Origin of the sequence: Mesorhizobium intechi, assembly GCF_002879535.1 — a bacterium.
Lineage (GTDB): Bacteria > Pseudomonadota > Alphaproteobacteria > Rhizobiales > Rhizobiaceae > Mesorhizobium > Mesorhizobium intechi.
Genome location: NZ_PNOT02000258.1, coordinates 11,966 through 26,732, shown reverse-complemented (window position 1 = coordinate 26,732; position 14,767 = coordinate 11,966). Strand labels below are relative to the sequence as shown.

Genomic DNA, 14,767 nt, shown 5'->3' with positions numbered 1-14,767 from the left:
ATGCGGGAAGTTCGGGGAGAATTATCTGGGGTCCCAGCGCTTTGCCGGGTTCGCATGTCATCTCAACTGCAGATTTGGGCCAATCACGGAACTCGGCGCCGCCCCTCATCCGCCCTTCGGGGCACCTTCTCCCCGTGAAACGGGGAAAAGGAAGACGAGGCGTCCTTACGCAAACGCCCCGTGGCAGTGCTTGTACTTCTTGCCGGAGCCGCAGGGGCAGGCTTCGTTGCGGCCGACCTTGCCCCAGGTGGCAGGGTTGTTCGGGTCGCGGTCTTCGGGGGCGACGACGGCGCTCTGCTCCTGGCGCACCAGGAGGGCGGTTTCGCCGCCCTCGAAATCGTTCTCGCCGGTGGTGCCGTCAATATGCGTGCCGAACATGTCGGGCGCTTCCGGGGGCGGGGCTTCGGCGGCCTGGCGGACCAGCTCGACGCGCATCAGCTGCGCGGTGACGGCCTGGCGCAGATTGCCGAGCATCGCCTGGAACAGCTCGAAGGCTTCGCTCTTGTATTCCTGCAGCGGATCGCGCTGTGCGTAGCCGCGGAAGCCGACGACCGATCGCAGATGGTCGAGATTGACGATGTGCTCGCGCCACAGATGGTCGAGCGTCTGCAGCACGACGGAGCGCTCGACATAGTTCATCACTTCGGGGCCGAAGCGCTCGGTGCGCTCCTTGGCGGCGGCGTCGGCGGCGACCGTGATGCGCTCGCGTATGTCGTCCTCGGCGATGCCTTCTTCCTTGGCCCAGTCCTCGATCGGCAGGTCGAGATTGAGGAATTCGGCGACCTCGGCCTTCAGGCCGGCGACATCCCACTGCTCGGCGTAGGCATTTTCGGGGATGGCCTTGGCGACGATCTCATCGATGACGCCCTCGCGCATCTCGGCAATGGTTTCCGACAGGCCTTCGCCGTCCATCAGCTCGATGCGCTGCTCGAACACCACCTTGCGCTGGTCGTTGGAGACGTCGTCATATTTGAGCAGGTTCTTGCGGATATCGAAGTTGCGCGCCTCGACCTTTTTCTGCGCCTTTTCCAGCGCCTTGTTGATCCAGGGGTGGATGATCGCCTCATCTTCCTTGAGGCCGAGCTTCTGCAGCATGCCGTCCATGCGCTCGGAGCCGAAGATGCGCATCAAATCGTCCTGCAGCGACAGGAAGAATTTCGAACGGCCGGGGTCGCCCTGACGGCCGGAACGGCCGCGCAACTGATTGTCGATGCGGCGCGATTCATGGCGCTCGGTGGCGAGCACGTAGAGGCCGCCGGCGGCCAGCGCCTTTTCCTTCAGGCGCTCGACGTCGGCAATGATCTCCTTTTCGCGCGCCTCGCGCTCGGGGCCTTCCGGCAAGTCGCCCAGTTCGTCGGCAATGCGCATTTCGGCGTTGCCGCCGAGCTTGATGTCGGTGCCGCGGCCGGCCATGTTGGTGGCGATGGTGATGGCGCCGGGCTTGCCGGCCTGGGCGACGATCGCCGCCTCGCGCTCGTGGTGGCGGGCGTTCAGCACCTCAAAATCCTTGAAACCTTCCTTGCGCAGGCGGTCGGCCAACTGCTCGGATTTCTCGATCGAGGTGGTGCCGACCAGCGTCGGCTGGCCCTTGGCGCTGGCTTCGCGGATCTCCTTGACGATCGCCTTGTACTTCTCCTCGACCGTCCGGTAGACCTCGTCGTCCTCATCCTTGCGGATGACAGGCAGATTGGTCGGGATCTCGGTGACTTCGAGACCGTAAATGTTGCCGAACTCCTCGGCCTCGGTCAGCGCCGTACCGGTCATGCCGGACAGCTTCTTGTAGAGGCGGAAGTAGTTCTGGAAGGTGACGGAGGCGAGCGTCTGGTTCTCCGGCTGGATCGCGACGTGCTCCTTGGCTTCCAGCGCCTGGTGCAGGCCTTCCGAATAGCGGCGGCCGGGCATCATGCGGCCGGTGAACTCGTCGATGATGACGATCTCGCCGTTGCGCACGATGTAGTCCTTGTCGCGCTGGAACAGCCGGTGCGCCTTCAGCGCGTTGTTGACGTGGTGGACGATGGCGACGTTCTCGACGTCATAGAGCGACTCGCCCTTCAACAGGCCGGCATCGCGCAGCATGTTTTCCAGCTTCTCGGTGCCTTCCTCGGTGAAGATCGAGGTCTTCTGCTTCTCGTCGATCTCATAATCCTGCGGCTGCAGCTGGATGATGAAAGTGTCGATGGTGTTGTACATTTCCGAGCGGTCCTCGAGCGGACCGGAAATGATCAGCGGCGTGCGCGCCTCGTCGACCAGAATGGAATCGACTTCGTCGACGATCGCGTAATTATGGCCGCGCTGCACCATCTGGGCGCGCTCGTACTTCATGTTGTCGCGTAGATAGTCGAATCCGAGCTCGTTGTTGGTGGCGTAGGTGACGTCGGCGGCGTAGGCGACGCGGCGCTCTTCGTCGGACAGGCCGTGGACGATGACGCCGACCGAGAGGCCGAGGAATTTGTAGACGCGGCCCATCCATTCGGAGTCGCGGGTGGCGAGATAGTCGTTGACCGTGACGACGTGGACGCCGTTGCCGGCCAGTGCGTTGAGATAGACCGGCAGCGTCGCCACCAGGGTCTTGCCCTCGCCGGTACGCATCTCGGCAATGCCGCCATTGTGCAGCACCATGCCGCCGATCAGCTGGACGTCGAAGGGACGCATGCCCAGCACGCGGCGTGCCGCCTCGCGCGCGGTGGCGAAAGCCGGGACCAGAAGGTCGTCAAGGCTGGCGCCATTGGCGATATCCTGGCGGAATTTTTCCGTACGCCCCGCGAGTTCGGCGTCGGAGAGCGCCCGCATCTCGTTTTCCATGGCGTTGATCGCCTCGACACGGGGCCGGGTCGATTTGACCCGACGGTCGTTGGAGGAACCGAAAACCTTACGGGCGAGACCGCCGAGACTGACCATCCAATGGTCCTTTCGATAGAATTCTCAATCTTGAGACAGGCGCCGGGCGGCCCCATCAAATCCGCGTGATCGCACCGCCTGAACACGGGCAAACACAAAAAGCGCCCGGAAAACGGTTCTGGACGCAAAGTCGTTGGACAGATAAGAGGGGGCTCAACTGATGTCAACGCCGCGCTGGCCCTGCCGGTCGCGCCAAATTCCGCCACAATCTGGCTGATCTGGAAGCCACCCCTTCTTACAATCCTTCACCGGAGTCATCCTTATGCCCTTGTTGTTCCGCCGTGCGTCGCTTGCCAGCCTTGGTCTGGCCTTCGGCCTGTCGGCCCTTTGCCTGTCGCCCGTCATGGCGCAGGAGGCCGCTCCTGCTGCCCCGGCCGCACCCGCGGCGGCGCCCGTCGACCCCAATGCCGTGGTCGCCACGGTCAACGGCCAGCCCCTGACCGAAGCCGACCTGGTGCTTGCCGAAGGCGAGCTGTCGCAGCAATTCGCGCAGCTGCCGCCCGAGCAGCGCCGCGCGGCTGCCCTTTCGGCGGCCATCGAGATCCGCGTCATGGCCGCCAAGGCCGTTACCGACGGTCTCGACAAGGATCCCGACTTCCAGCGCCGCATGGCCTTCCTGCAGCAGCGCGCGCTGCATGGCGAGATGGTCGAGAAGGGCGTCGTCAACAAGGTCACCGATGCCGAGATCCGCGCCCGCTACGACCAGGAAATCGCCAACACGCCGCCGGTCAATGAGGTGCATGCCCGTCACATCCTCGTGAAGACGAAGGAAGAGGCCGAGGCGATCATCAAGCAGCTCGACGGCGGCGGCGATTTCCAGAAGCTCGCCAACGAGCACACCAGCGATCCCTCTGGCAAGTCCAATGGCGGCGATCTCGGCTGGTTCGGGCCTGGCCAGATGGTGCCGGAGTTCGACAAGGCGGCCCTCGCGCTCGAGGTGGGCAAATACACCGAGCAGCCGGTGCAGACGCAGTTCGGCTGGCATGTCATCAAGCTCGAGGACAAGCGCGCCAAGCAGCCGCCGGCCTTCGACGACGTCAAGGACCAGGCCAAGCAGGCAGTCATCCGCGACAAGTATTTCGCGCTGGTCAAGTCGCTGCGCGCCGGCGCCAAGGTCGAGATCCCCGACGCCAAGCTGAAGCAGGCCGTCGATACGATGGAAGCCGGCAAGTAAGGCCTGGACGGTTTTTTCAAAGAAGGGCGCGGCAGCCAAGGGTTGCCGCGCCTTTTTTGTTGGCCGCCGCTATCTGCCTGAGGGCGCTATGCCTCGCAGGAGATAGTGGACCATCTTGCGTATCGTCGCCTCGGGTTCGTCGAGCCGGTTGGTCAGGAGATGCCGCCAGGCGTAGGACGCGATGAGATCGGCGACCACACCCGCATCGATCTCGCCGGCGATCTCGCCCCGTGCCTTGGCGCGCTCGATGATCTGGCCGGTGTGGGTGCGACGCGCTCCGGCATAGCCGGCCAGGGCCGCCGCCGCGGTTTCATCCGACTGCGCCTCGGCGATCAGCGACTTGAAAACATTGCCCGACGATGTCTCGCGCCAGTGCGTGAACAGATTGATCAGGAAGCCGACGAGGTCCTCCTCCAGGCTTCCAGTATCGGGAATGTCGACGCGCTTCTGGCGCTGGTAGACTTCGAGCAGCAGGGCCGCCTTGCTTGGCCACCAGCGGTAGATGGTCGGCTTGCCGGCACGGGCGCGCCGCGCCACCGCCTCGATCGAGAAACCGGCGTAACCGGCCTCGATCAGCACGGCTTCGGCGGCCTCCAGAATGGCTTCGGCGCTGTCGGGATTGCGCCTGGCGCCAATCGATTTGCGTGCCGGATCGGCAATTTCGCCCATGAGCCGTTCCTCCCGAAGCGGTCGCGTGTCGGCTGAAACGACGCCCGCCGGCCACTGTTGCATCGCCCGCATTTTTGCCAGCCGGATGCCCAGCCCTCCGGAAGCAAAAGCGTTCTGGTTCCTTGCAGCGTCCGTGCGGACGCCAAATGAAGTCATTTGGCGGCAAAATGCGCTGATGCCAAGAGATGCTCATACATCATTGCTTGACGAAACGAAACGGTTCGTTCTATTCAACGAAACGTTTCGTTCCGATGGACATCGCCATGACGACCATTACCGCATCCGGCGCCGCACCCGCCGAGACAACGATTTCGAGCTGGCTGACCTTCTTGCTGGCTGCCGCCTGCGGGCTGATCGTCGCCAACATCTACTACGCACAGCCATTGATTGGCCCGATCGGCGCGGAACTTGGCCTGCCGCCGCATGCGGCGGGCCTGATCGTTACGATGGCGCAGATCGGCTACGGGGTGGGCCTGCTGTTCATCGTGCCGCTCGGCGACCTCATCGAGAACCGCAGGCTCGTGCTTGGCATACTCGCCGTCGCGACGCTTGCCTTGCTGGGCGCGGCGATATCGACGCAGCCGGCGGCATTTCTGGCCGCGATGCTGTTTGTCGGTCTTGGCTCGGTCGCGGTGCAGACCCTTATCCCCTATGCGGCCCACCTGGCCCCGGATGCCAGGCGTGGCCGCGTGGTCGGCAATGTCTCGGTGGGACTGTTGCTGGGCATCATGCTGTCGCGACCGTTTTCCAGCTTCATTACCGCGCTGTCGTCCTGGCATGTGGTCTACCTCACCTCTTGCATTGTCATGCTCGTGCTGATGGTGGTGCTGCGGTTCGCGTTGCCCAGGCGCATGCCGGCGGCCCGCCTGAGCTACGGGGCGCTTTTGGCATCCATGGTGCACATCGCGCGCTCGACGCCGGTTCTGCGGCGACGGGCTCTCTATCAGGCCTTCCTGTTCGCGGCCTTCAGCCTGTTCTGGACGACGACGCCGCTGCTGCTGGCCGGACCCGATTTTGGCTTGACGCAGCGCGGCATCGGGGTGTTTGCTTTGGCCGGCGTCGCCGGCGCGATCGCCGCGCCGCTCGCCGGAAGGGTCGCCGACCGCGGCTGGAGCCGCCCGGCGACAGCCTTTGCCATGCTGTGCGTCGCCGTCGCGTTTCTTGTAACCCACATCGCCCACAGCGGTTCGACGCTTTCGTTGGCGCTGCTGGTCGTCGCCGCCATCGTGCTGGACTTCGGCGCGCAGACCAACCTTGTCCTCGGCTATCGGGATCTGTTCGCGCTCGGCGCCGCGCATCGCAGCCGTCTGAACGGACTCTACATGGCGACGTTCTTCATCGCCGGCGCGATCGGCTCTGGCGTCGGCGGTTGGGCGTATGCGCAAGGCGGCTGGCCACTGGTGTCCTGGATCGGCCTGGCGCTGCCGGTTGCGGCACTGCTCAGTTTCGCCACCGAATTCACGTCGCGCCAAAGCGGGTGACTTCGCGCCCGGATCAGGCCATCATTGCATCGCTTGCGAGGTTTCGGCTTCGATGCGCCATCCCTCCACGGCCTTGAACAGCCCCAGCGTAACGCGCGCCTTGCCGGTCAGCCGTGCCGCCGACTTGTCCTTCGGCACATAGTCGTAGCGCATGGCAAAGGCGGCGTCGGCGCGGTCCTCGCCATGCGGCGTGATCTCCAGGCTGCCGGGTTCCAGCCCGAGCGACCACGAGGCCCACTGCGCGAACCAGTCGGTCTTCACCTTGACGATGGCATCGGTGTCGTAGCGTGTGCCGAAAATGGTGGCTGACGCGCCGTAGATCCGCTTGACCGTTTCAGCCATCGTCTTGGTGTCGGGCGTCAGATAATCCCGGCGCAGGAATTGTTCGATCGAAGCCTTGTCGTCACCCACGGAGCGCTCAAGTGCCGCGACCTGTGGAGCCGGCGCCGGCTCGGCCGCCGGCTTGGGCTTCGGGGCTGGGCTTTCACCCGGAACGAATTCGAAGCGTTCGAGCAGCGAGCCCTGCTCCCAGGGGCGCTGGCCTTCGCGGGTTTGCGAAACGACGTCGCGCCGCACGGCGATCATCATGTCGTTGATGCTCTGGCCGGGCTCGGCGATGTGCCGCAACAGGGCGGCGGCAAAGGGCGAGTTGCGCCCGGTGCCGTCCATGGCGACCGCGCCCGCCGCCGTCGAGAAGGCGATGAAGGAGCCGCGCGTCGAATCGAACCGCGCCAGCCCGGCGAGCGCCGTCGCCGAGCGTGTGGTGGCGGTGCGGCTCAGGCCGCGGGCAAATGGATTGTTGCGGCAGGCATCAAGAAACACCAGGCTGACCTTGGTCTGCTGTTCCATGATGTCTAGGACTTCGTCGATCGGCACGGCTTCGAGCTGCAGTTTCACCGGCATGTCGAGCCTGGCGTCAACCGGCACGATATAGTTGCGCCCGTCGACCTGCAGGCCGTGGCCGGCATAGTAGAAAAGCCCGACGCCCGCGCCTTCGAGCGCATCGGAGAACTCGCCGATGCTGCGTTCGAGTTCGCGCTTGCCGAGGTCATTGCCTTCGATGACCTCAAAACCGATGGAGCGCAGCTTGTCGGCGATGTCTACGGCGTCGTTGACCGGATTGGCCAGCCTGCCGGCCTCGGCATAGGTGCCGTTGCCGATGACGAGCGCCACGCGCCGCGCCGGCTCAGCGTCGGCGCTCAGCAGCAACAGTCCCAGAAATGCCCAAGCGAGGATCGCAAGCCTGCCCATGGGGCGCAATCATAGCGCCACAGGGCCGGGCGACGCCAACAGAATTGAAATGCAGGCCTAATTCGGCGTTGTCCGCCGCCCCGGCAGGCGCGGCGAAAACGCCCTTGCGCCCACGCGCCGTATCGGGCAAACCGGCCTTCCCTTGCGATTTTCCCGCCCGAGGTCCCCATGTCCACGATGATTTCGCCGCTCGCGCCGAAGAAGTACCCCAAGATGCCCGTCATTGAAGGGGTGCGCATCGCCACCGCCGAAGCGGGGATAAAGTACAAGAACCGCACCGACCTGCTGGCCATGGTGTTCGATGCCGGTACCGCGGTTGCCGGCGTGTTCACCAGGTCGAAATGCCCCTCGGCGCCGGTCGATTTCTGCCGCCAGAACCTTGCCGCCGGCAAGGCCCGGGTGCTGGTCGTCAATTCCGGCAATGCCAATGCCTTCACCGGCAAGAAGGGCCGCGAATCCACCGCGCTGACCGGCGAGGCGGCGGCAAAGGCCGCCGGCTGCACGGCGGGCGAGGTCTTCCTGGCCTCGACCGGCGTCATCGGCGAGCCGCTCGACACCACCAAGTTCAGCCATTTGCTCGCCGGACTGGTCAGCGATGGCAAGCCCGACCTGTGGACCGAGGCGGCGAAGGCCATCATGACCACGGATACCTATCCGAAGGTGGCGACGCAGACCGTCAAGCTTGGCGATACCGACGTCACCATCAACGGCATCTCCAAGGGCGCCGGCATGATCGCCCCCGACATGGCGACGATGCTGTCCTTCATCGCCACCGACGCGCCGATCGCGGCCCCTGTGCTGCAGGACCTGCTGTCGCGCGGCACGGCCAAGACCTTCAACGCGGTGACCGTCGACAGCGACACCTCGACCAGCGACACGCTGCTGATCTTCGCCACCGGCAAGGCGGCGAAGCGCGGTGCGCCTGAAATCACCGACCCGAAAGACGCACGGCTCGGTCAGTTCCGCCGGGCGCTCGGCAAGGTGCTGAAGTCGCTGGCGCTGCAGGTGGTGCGCGACGGCGAGGGCGCCCGAAAGCAGGTCGAAGTCACCGTCACCGGCGCGAAATCGGCCCGCTCGGCCAAACGCATCGCGCTGTCGATCGCCAATTCGCCGCTGGTCAAGACGGCGGTCGCCGGCGAGGACGCCAATTGGGGCCGTGTCGTCATGGCCGTCGGCAAGGCCGGCGAGCCCGCCGACCGCGACCGGCTGTCGATCTGGTTCGGCGACAACCGGCTGGCGCATGAGGGTGAGCGCGATCCGGCCTATTCGGAAGAAGAGACCTCGGCCTATATGAAGCGCGACGATATCCGCATCCGTGCCGATATCGGCATCGGCCGCGGCAAGGCGACGGTGTGGACCTGCGACCTCACCAAGGAATATGTCGCCATCAATGGCGATTATCGGAGCTGACGGGTTTGGCTTCGAGGCATCCGGCAAGCATGCTCGCGATCGTGCGCCGCTACGAGGCGGCCGGCTTTCGCGCCTGGCCGGCGGCCGCCGTCCATTATGACGGCACCTGGGTGGTGCGCCTCACCGCCGGCCATCCGGCCAAGCGGCTGAATTCGGTCAATCCGCTCGATCCCGGCGATGTCCAGCACATAGCCGACCGTATCGGCCGCGCCAGCCGCCGTTTCGACGCCTATGGCCGGCCGCTGACGTTTCGCATGTCGCCGCTGTCGGGTCCCGATCTTGCCGGCCATCTCGACAAGGAGGGCTGGAGCCGATTCGACGAATCGCTGGTCATGCGGTTGCCTCTGGCCGACGCCCAACTCGATGCCGCCATGGACCAGATTCCGCTCAAGGACATCAGCCGCTTCATCGGCGCGTCGCTCAAGGTCAGCGGCTCGGATGTTTCGCTGCGGCCCGGCCTGTCGGAGATCATCGGCGCCATCCAGCCCGAGGCCGGGCTGTTCGCACTGGAAGATGGGGCAGAGGCGCTGGCGACGTTGATCTGCGTGCATGACGGCGATCTCGCCGGCCTGTTCGAAGTCGCCACCGACAAGGCGGCGCGCAACAAGGGCCATGGCCGCAACCTGATCCGGTCGGCGCTGAAATGGGCGCGGCTGCGCGGCGCGCGCGAAGCCTGGCTGCAGGTCGAGGCCGGCAATGTGCCGGCGCTGGCGCTCTATCGGTCGCTCGGCTTCGAGGAAGTCTATCGCTACCATTATCGCCGGCCGCCCGGTCATGAGTGACCTCGGGCATGAATGATCCGGCCAATACCGGCAAGCGCCTGCTCCTGGTCGCGGCCTGCGCGCTGGTCGATACCGACGGCCGCGTGCTGCTTGCGCAGCGGCCCGAAGGCAAGCAGCTTGCCGGCCTGTGGGAATTTCCCGGCGGCAAGGTCGAGCCCGGTGAGACGCCGGAACAATGCATCGTGCGCGAATTGCACGAGGAGATTGGCATCGACACCGAAATCCCGTGCCTGGCGCCGCTTACCTTCGCCAGCCACTCCTATGACGACTTCCATCTGTTGATGCCGCTGTTTGTCTGCCGCCGCTTCCGCGGCATTGCCCAGCCGCGGGAAGGGCAAGCACTGAAATGGGTGCGGCCAAAGCAGATGCGTGACTATCCGATGCCACCGGCCGACGCGCCGCTGATTCCGTTCCTGATCGATCTGCTCTGAGGAGCAGGGCGGAGCGGGCACAGCCCATATCAGCCAGCGTTAATAGAAGATTTATCTGATCATGAAAAATTGATGCGTGGCCGTGTCTTCGCGGCCGCGTCGCGGATGGCTGGGGAGCGATAGGATGAGCCTGGACAGGGATTGGGATTCGATCCGGCCCGACCGCGGCTTTCGGGCCGCCGATGCGGGCATGGGCATCCTGCGCGTGACACTGCTGTTCGGCTCGGCCGCGGTGGCGCTGGCGCTGATCGCGACCCCTTTTCTCGACAACCAGACGCGATCGCAATCGGCGCGCGATGATTTTCCCGGTGGTCTCGACATGACGGCAACCGGCTCAATCGCCCATCGTACCATCTATACGGTGCGCCGCAGCGTGCTGCAGGCGCAGCCCGGTTCGGTCTGCATCATCGGCTCCGATGGCAAAACCAGCGGCGACTGCTGACATGGTTGGAATTTGCAAGGGTGGCGGTTTCACCGCCTGTTAAGGCTTTGCCGTTAACCTTTCTTAACAGGTCGGCGGTAAGGTCATTGGCGAGGGGATCGAGGTGATGAAACCAGTGCTGCTGCATTTTCTGAAAGACGAAACCGGCGCCACGGCGGTCGAATATGGCTTGATCATCGCTGTGTTGTCGCTGACCATCGTCGCCGGCATCAGTCAGGTCTTCAACTCGATCACCTGGCTGTTCAGCGACAATGGCAGCCGGCTTGCGAACGCATTCGCACCTTGATCTGGCTGTCGGCGGCTGACCCGATCATTGCCCGTCGGGAGCTTCAAGGATCGTCTTCAGCGAGACTTTGGCTGAACCCGGCTTCAGCGGTTTCTGCTGCGATGCATCGGGCGCCCAGCCGGACATCCAGACCATTGAGAAACTTGCCCGGATCCGGCCGTCGGCGTCGGAAAACCGCTCGGCATAGATTTCCGCGGCACGCGCAAACAGTCCGCGTGTGCCCGGCCGCCGGCTGCGATCGGTGAGGGCGCTCGTCTCGCCCATGGCGCGCAGATCGGCCATCAACGCAAACAAATTGGCATAGCGCACCGTAACGGTCTCGACATCGGCGACCGGCAGGGCAAGACCGGCTCGCTGCAGCAGCGCACCGGCATCGCGCACGTCGGTGAAAGGGACGACGCGGGGGCTGGCGCCGCCGTAAAGCTCGGTCTCGGCGGCAAGCAGGCTCTCACGCAGCTCGCCCAGCGTGCCGGCGCCGGCGAAGGCGCCGAGAAAGAGCCCATCCGGCCGCAGCGCGCGGCGGATCTGGATCAGCATGCCGGGAATATCGTTCATCGCCTGTAGCGACAGAAGCGACACCGCCAGGTCGAGGCTTTCCGGCTCGAACGGCACGGTTTCCAGCGGCGCGACCATGCCGGCGGCAACCGTCAGGAAGACGGCGTCCGTCTCGACGCGGACGATCTCCGTCACCTTGCCGCTCGCGGCGAGCACATCGGCCGCGGCCGGCGTCTGGCAAAACAGCACCGCCGCCTTGCCGAACCGGCGCTCGACGGCGCCCAGCCGGTCGGCGAGGTCCTCGGCGGCGCGGGTCATCAGGAAATCGGCGCCATCGACCGGATGGCCGAGCGCGCGCCGCTTGTGCGCCATCCACAAAGAGGTATCCATAATGGTCTGCAACGGGTGGATCCTTGTTTGTCCACGCCCTGATATACTTGGTACACTCGGTGCGGAGAACCAACCACGTGGCCGATCCGATGCCAGAGATCAAGTCCATCGGGATCAGGAACCTCGTCCGATCGGCCCTGGGCTGGCCGGCGCGCATCCTGTTTCCACCCGTCTGTGCCGGATGCCGTCGTCATGTCTCGCAACCGGGCGTGCTGTGCGGCGCCTGTTGGCCGAAGCTGCGGCTGCTGGAGCGGCCCTGGTGCCCGGTGATGGGTACGCCGTTCACCCACCATATGGGCGAGGGTTTTCTGTCGGCCGAGGCGATCGCGGATCCGCCGCCCTTCGAGCGGGCCCGGGCAGCCGTCGCCTATTCCGGCGTTGCCCGCCAGATGGTGCAAGGGCTGAAATACCAGGATCGCACCGATCTGGCACCTTGGATGGCGCGGTGGATGGTGCGCGCAGGCGCCGATCTCATCGCCGAAGCCGATGTGGTGGTGCCGGTGCCGCTGCACTGGCGGCGTTTTTTCCGGCGGCGCTTCAACCAGTCGGCGGAACTGGCGCGCGCGGTTTGCGAGCTCAGCGGCCTGTCGTTCGCGCCTTCCGCCATGCGGCGGGTGAAACTCACCCGCCAGCAGGTCGGGCTCGAGCGGCAGGAGCGCGAGGAGAACGTGCGTGCCGCCTTCCGCGTCCCGGCCGAGGCGGAGATCGAGATTGCCGGCCGCAGGGTGCTCCTGATCGATGACGTCTATACCACGGGCGCCACCGTGCGCGCGGCCACCAAGGCGCTGAAAAAGGGAGGGGCTGCCGCCGTCGACGTGCTGACCTTCGCGCGTGTGCTGCCGGGGGACTTCCGGGCGGACGAGTCCGCGACTATATAAGTCGGCAACGAAGCGGAAATTCATCATGGTCGATGTCACGATCTATACGCGCATGATGTGCGGCTATTGCACGGCGGCCAAGCGGCTGCTGGAGCGCAAGGGCGTCAGCTATACCGAGCGTGACGCCTCGTTTTCGCCGGAACTGCGCCAGGAAATGATCGCGCGCGCGCATGGCCGCACGACCTTTCCGCAGATATTCATCGGGGACACGCATGTCGGCGGCTGCGATGATCTCCACGAGCTGGAAGCCGAAGGCCGGTTGGACAGGCTGCTCGCCAACGGCGCGACGATTTGAGGATCTGACGATGGGTGTTTTCAAGGCTGCGGCGGTCCAGATGCGTTCCGGCGAAAGCCCCGAGCGTAACGCGATCGATCTCGAACGGCTGGTGCGTGAAGCGGCCGGGCAGGGCGCGACCTATATCCAGACGCCGGAAATGACCGGGGCGCTGATCCGCGACAAGCAGGCGCGTGCCGCCTCCTTCACCTCCGAAGACAAGGACATCATCGTCGCGACCGCGCGCGGATTGGCGCGCGAACTCGGCGTCTTCCTGCATATCGGCTCCACCGCCATACTGCGCGCCGACGGCAAGCTCGCCAACCGGGCGCTGCTGTTTGGTCCGGATGGCGCGACGCTCGCCACCTATGACAAGATCCACATGTTCGACGTCGACCTCGACAATGGCGAGAGCTGGCGCGAATCCGCCGCCTACGAACCCGGCACGGAGGCCGTCGTGACCGGGGTAGCGGGCGCCAGGCTTGGCTTTGCGGTCTGCTACGACCTGCGTTTCCCGCAGCTGTTCCGCACCGAGGCGCTGGCTGGCGCCGATGTTTTGACCGTGCCCGCCGCCTTCACCCGACAGACCGGCGAGGCGCACTGGCATGTGCTGCTCAGGGCCCGCGCCATCGAGAACGGCGCCTTTGTCGTCGCCGCCGCGCAAGGCGGCTTGCACGAGGACGGCCGCGAGACGTTTGGGCATTCGCTGATCGTCGATCCGTGGGGGCGGATCATCGCCGAAGCCGCGCATGACGAGCCTGCGGTGATCGTCGCCGAGATCGACCCGGCGCAGTCGCTTGCGGCGCGCAAGAAGATCCCCAATTTGAAGAATGCGCGGGATTTCACCATCAATGCCGGCGCGGTGGACGCGCCGCTTCTGCGAGGTGCCGCCTCTTGATCCGCTTTTCCCTGATCTGCGAGAACGAGCACGAGTTCGAGGGCTGGTTCCGCAGCAATGACGATTTCGACACCCAGAAGAAGCGCGGCTTTGTCGATTGCCCGAGCTGCGGCTCGCACAAGGTAGGGAAGGCCCTGATGGCGCCCGCCGTTTCTACGGCGCGCAAGCAGGAGACCATAGCGCTCGCCATGGGCGAGGCGCAGAAACAGGCCCTGGCGCAATTGAAGGCGATGGCCGAGAAGGTGCGCGAGAATGCCGACTATGTCGGCGACAAGTTCGCCGAGGAAGCGCGAAAAATCCATTTCGGCGAAACCGACCCGCGCGGCATCTATGGCGAGGCGACGCTGGAAGAGGCCAAGGACCTGGCCGAGGATGGCGTCGATTTCATGCCGATCCCGGTGTTTCCGGACGATCGCAACTGAACGTTCAGCTCACGCTGCCGATCAGCTTCTCAAGCAGGTGCGAGAGCGTTTCCCGCTCCGCCGGCGTCAGCTCCGCCAGGATCTCGTGCTCGTTGGCGACGTGAGCGGTCAGGGCCTCGTCGATCAAGGCCAGGCCTTTCTCGGTAAGCTGCACGACGATGCCGCGCCGGTCGTTGGGGTGCGGGCCGCGCAGGATCAATCCGGCCTTTTCCAATCGGTCGAGCCGATTGGTCATGGCGCCTGAGGTCACCATGGTCGCTTCGTAGAGATCTGTCGGCGTCAGCGCGTAAGGTGAGCCCGAGCGGCGCAACGTTGCCAGCACGTCGAACTCGCCGGCTTGCAATCCGAATCGCGCAAATAGCGGGGCCAGGCGATCACGCGCGATCAGGGACGATGCTTCGTTCAATCGCCCGAGCACGCCCATCGGCGAGACATCAAGGTCCGGCCGTTCCCGTTTCCACTGCTCGATCGCTTTTGCCGCGCGATCCATCTGTCTCACCGTTAAATATCTTGATGTTAAGAATCTTTGTGTTATCTTATCTCACGATACAGAACGGGCCAAGCGCCGCAAGTCAATTTCACGATT

General features: G+C 64.9%; 17 protein-coding genes. 11 read left to right on the top strand and 6 right to left on the bottom strand.

Translation table 11 applies throughout. The features are described 5' to 3' along the window. Window positions 1-165: 165 nt before the first annotated feature. Window positions 166-2,898, bottom strand: coding sequence for a preprotein translocase subunit SecA (gene secA, locus C1D09_RS22880; RefSeq protein WP_143976423.1), 2,733 nt, complete (start codon window positions 2,896-2,898; stop codon window positions 166-168). Window positions 2,899-3,160: 262 nt separating this feature from the next. Here secA and C1D09_RS22875 point away from each other — a divergent pair, with 262 nt between their 5' ends. Further along, a complete protein-coding gene (locus tag C1D09_RS22875; RefSeq protein WP_095787858.1) occupies window positions 3,161-4,072 on the top strand; it encodes a peptidylprolyl isomerase in 912 nt (303 codons plus the stop codon). A 69-nt stretch (window positions 4,073-4,141) separates the two neighbouring features. On the opposite strand, the gene C1D09_RS22870 is transcribed toward C1D09_RS22875, so the two are convergent. Both C1D09_RS22870 and C1D09_RS33850 read right to left on the bottom strand, forming a co-directional pair. Beyond that, window positions 4,142-4,741: a TetR/AcrR family transcriptional regulator gene (locus C1D09_RS22870; protein WP_143976422.1), complete on the bottom strand. Its 600-nt coding sequence runs from the start codon at window positions 4,739-4,741 to the stop codon at window positions 4,142-4,144. 226 nt (window positions 4,742-4,967) lie between these two features. Next, the gene (locus C1D09_RS33850; protein ID WP_246135842.1) at window positions 4,968-5,108 is read right to left on the bottom strand and encodes a hypothetical protein; all 141 of its coding nucleotides are present in this window, start codon (window positions 5,106-5,108) and stop codon (window positions 4,968-4,970) included. Here C1D09_RS33850 and C1D09_RS22865 point away from each other — a divergent pair. Beyond that, complete coding sequence (locus tag C1D09_RS22865) at window positions 5,071-6,222, top strand: MFS transporter (RefSeq protein WP_246135841.1); 1,152 nt, start codon at window positions 5,071-5,073, stop codon at window positions 6,220-6,222. The genes C1D09_RS33850 and C1D09_RS22865 overlap by 38 nt on opposite strands. A 21-nt stretch (window positions 6,223-6,243) precedes the next feature. On the opposite strand, the gene C1D09_RS22860 is transcribed toward C1D09_RS22865, so the two are convergent. After that, window positions 6,244-7,473 (bottom strand): caspase family protein, encoded by a 1,230-nt coding sequence (locus C1D09_RS22860; protein ID WP_143976420.1) that lies wholly within the window; start codon window positions 7,471-7,473, stop codon window positions 6,244-6,246. 168 nt (window positions 7,474-7,641) lie between these two features. Here C1D09_RS22860 and argJ point away from each other — a divergent pair, with 168 nt between their 5' ends. The 5 genes from argJ to C1D09_RS22835 all read left to right on the top strand — a co-directional run bounded on the left by argJ (window position 7,642) and on the right by C1D09_RS22835 (window position 10,824). Then, window positions 7,642-8,883 (top strand): bifunctional glutamate N-acetyltransferase/amino-acid acetyltransferase ArgJ, encoded by a 1,242-nt coding sequence (gene argJ / locus C1D09_RS22855; RefSeq protein WP_143976419.1) that lies wholly within the window; start codon window positions 7,642-7,644, stop codon window positions 8,881-8,883. A 29-nt stretch (window positions 8,884-8,912) separates the two neighbouring features. Continuing rightward, window positions 8,913-9,665: a GNAT family N-acetyltransferase gene (locus tag C1D09_RS22850; RefSeq protein ID WP_143976418.1), complete on the top strand. Its 753-nt coding sequence runs from the start codon at window positions 8,913-8,915 to the stop codon at window positions 9,663-9,665. A gap of 8 nt (window positions 9,666-9,673) precedes the next feature. Beyond that, the gene (gene mutT, locus C1D09_RS22845; RefSeq protein WP_143976417.1) at window positions 9,674-10,096 is read left to right on the top strand and encodes an 8-oxo-dGTP diphosphatase MutT; all 423 of its coding nucleotides are present in this window, start codon (window positions 9,674-9,676) and stop codon (window positions 10,094-10,096) included. Window positions 10,097-10,220: 124 nt separating this feature from the next. After that, the gene (locus C1D09_RS22840; RefSeq protein WP_143976416.1) at window positions 10,221-10,538 is read left to right on the top strand and encodes a hypothetical protein; all 318 of its coding nucleotides are present in this window, start codon (window positions 10,221-10,223) and stop codon (window positions 10,536-10,538) included. Window positions 10,539-10,644: 106 nt separating this feature from the next. After that, a complete protein-coding gene (locus C1D09_RS22835; RefSeq protein WP_140891971.1) occupies window positions 10,645-10,824 on the top strand; it encodes a Flp family type IVb pilin in 180 nt (59 codons plus the stop codon). A 24-nt stretch (window positions 10,825-10,848) separates the two neighbouring features. Here the strand turns inward: C1D09_RS22835 and C1D09_RS22830 are convergent, their stop codons facing one another. Continuing rightward, on the bottom strand, window positions 10,849-11,721 hold the full coding sequence (locus tag C1D09_RS22830; protein WP_143976415.1) for a methyltransferase domain-containing protein: 873 nt from the start codon (window positions 11,719-11,721) through the stop codon (window positions 10,849-10,851). 65 nt (window positions 11,722-11,786) lie between these two features. On the opposite strand from C1D09_RS22830, the gene C1D09_RS22825 reads away from it, so the two are divergent. The 4 genes from C1D09_RS22825 to C1D09_RS22810 are packed head-to-tail and all read left to right on the top strand — an operon-like array spanning window position 11,787 to window position 14,181. After that, window positions 11,787-12,587 carry a ComF family protein gene (locus tag C1D09_RS22825; RefSeq protein WP_143976414.1) on the top strand — a complete coding sequence of 267 codons (801 nt, stop codon included), beginning with the start codon at window positions 11,787-11,789 and terminating at the stop codon, window positions 12,585-12,587. 25 nt (window positions 12,588-12,612) lie between these two features. Beyond that, window positions 12,613-12,882, top strand: a complete 270-nt coding sequence (gene grxC, locus C1D09_RS22820; protein ID WP_143976413.1) for a glutaredoxin 3 — start codon at window positions 12,613-12,615, stop codon at window positions 12,880-12,882. A 10-nt stretch (window positions 12,883-12,892) separates the two neighbouring features. After that, a complete protein-coding gene (locus tag C1D09_RS22815) occupies window positions 12,893-13,759 on the top strand; it encodes a carbon-nitrogen hydrolase family protein (protein WP_143976412.1) in 867 nt (288 codons plus the stop codon). Next, the gene (locus C1D09_RS22810) at window positions 13,756-14,181 is read left to right on the top strand and encodes a DUF1178 family protein (RefSeq protein ID WP_143976411.1); all 426 of its coding nucleotides are present in this window, start codon (window positions 13,756-13,758) and stop codon (window positions 14,179-14,181) included. The genes C1D09_RS22815 and C1D09_RS22810 overlap by 4 nt, the downstream gene beginning before the upstream one ends. A gap of 4 nt (window positions 14,182-14,185) precedes the next feature. Here the strand turns inward: C1D09_RS22810 and C1D09_RS22805 are convergent, their stop codons facing one another. Further along, window positions 14,186-14,671 carry a MarR family winged helix-turn-helix transcriptional regulator gene (locus C1D09_RS22805; protein WP_143976410.1) on the bottom strand — a complete coding sequence of 162 codons (486 nt, stop codon included), beginning with the start codon at window positions 14,669-14,671 and terminating at the stop codon, window positions 14,186-14,188. Window positions 14,672-14,767 lie beyond the last annotated feature (96 nt).

Excerpts from the sequence above, each read along its gene's own strand:
- secA (WP_143976423.1), bottom strand. The coding sequence starts at position 2,898 with ATGGTCAGTCTCGGCGGTCTCGCCCGTAAGGTTTTCGGTTCCTCCAAC.
- C1D09_RS22875 (WP_095787858.1), top strand. The coding sequence starts at position 3,161 with ATGCCCTTGTTGTTCCGCCGTGCGTCGCTTGCCAGCCTTGGTCTGGCC.
- C1D09_RS22870 (WP_143976422.1), bottom strand. The coding sequence starts at position 4,741 with ATGGGCGAAATTGCCGATCCGGCACGCAAATCGATTGGCGCCAGGCGC.
- C1D09_RS33850 (WP_246135842.1), bottom strand. The coding sequence starts at position 5,108 with ATGTTGGCGACGATCAGCCCGCAGGCGGCAGCCAGCAAGAAGGTCAGC.
- C1D09_RS22860 (WP_143976420.1), bottom strand. The coding sequence starts at position 7,473 with ATGGGCAGGCTTGCGATCCTCGCTTGGGCATTTCTGGGACTGTTGCTG.
- argJ (WP_143976419.1), top strand. The coding sequence starts at position 7,642 with ATGTCCACGATGATTTCGCCGCTCGCGCCGAAGAAGTACCCCAAGATG.
- C1D09_RS22850 (WP_143976418.1), top strand. The coding sequence starts at position 8,913 with ATGCTCGCGATCGTGCGCCGCTACGAGGCGGCCGGCTTTCGCGCCTGG.
- mutT (WP_143976417.1), top strand. The coding sequence starts at position 9,674 with ATGAATGATCCGGCCAATACCGGCAAGCGCCTGCTCCTGGTCGCGGCC.
- C1D09_RS22840 (WP_143976416.1), top strand. The coding sequence starts at position 10,221 with ATGAGCCTGGACAGGGATTGGGATTCGATCCGGCCCGACCGCGGCTTT.
- C1D09_RS22835 (WP_140891971.1), top strand. The coding sequence starts at position 10,645 with ATGAAACCAGTGCTGCTGCATTTTCTGAAAGACGAAACCGGCGCCACG.
- grxC (WP_143976413.1), top strand. The coding sequence starts at position 12,613 with ATGGTCGATGTCACGATCTATACGCGCATGATGTGCGGCTATTGCACG.
- C1D09_RS22815 (WP_143976412.1), top strand. The coding sequence starts at position 12,893 with ATGGGTGTTTTCAAGGCTGCGGCGGTCCAGATGCGTTCCGGCGAAAGC.
- C1D09_RS22805 (WP_143976410.1), bottom strand. The coding sequence starts at position 14,671 with ATGGATCGCGCGGCAAAAGCGATCGAGCAGTGGAAACGGGAACGGCCG.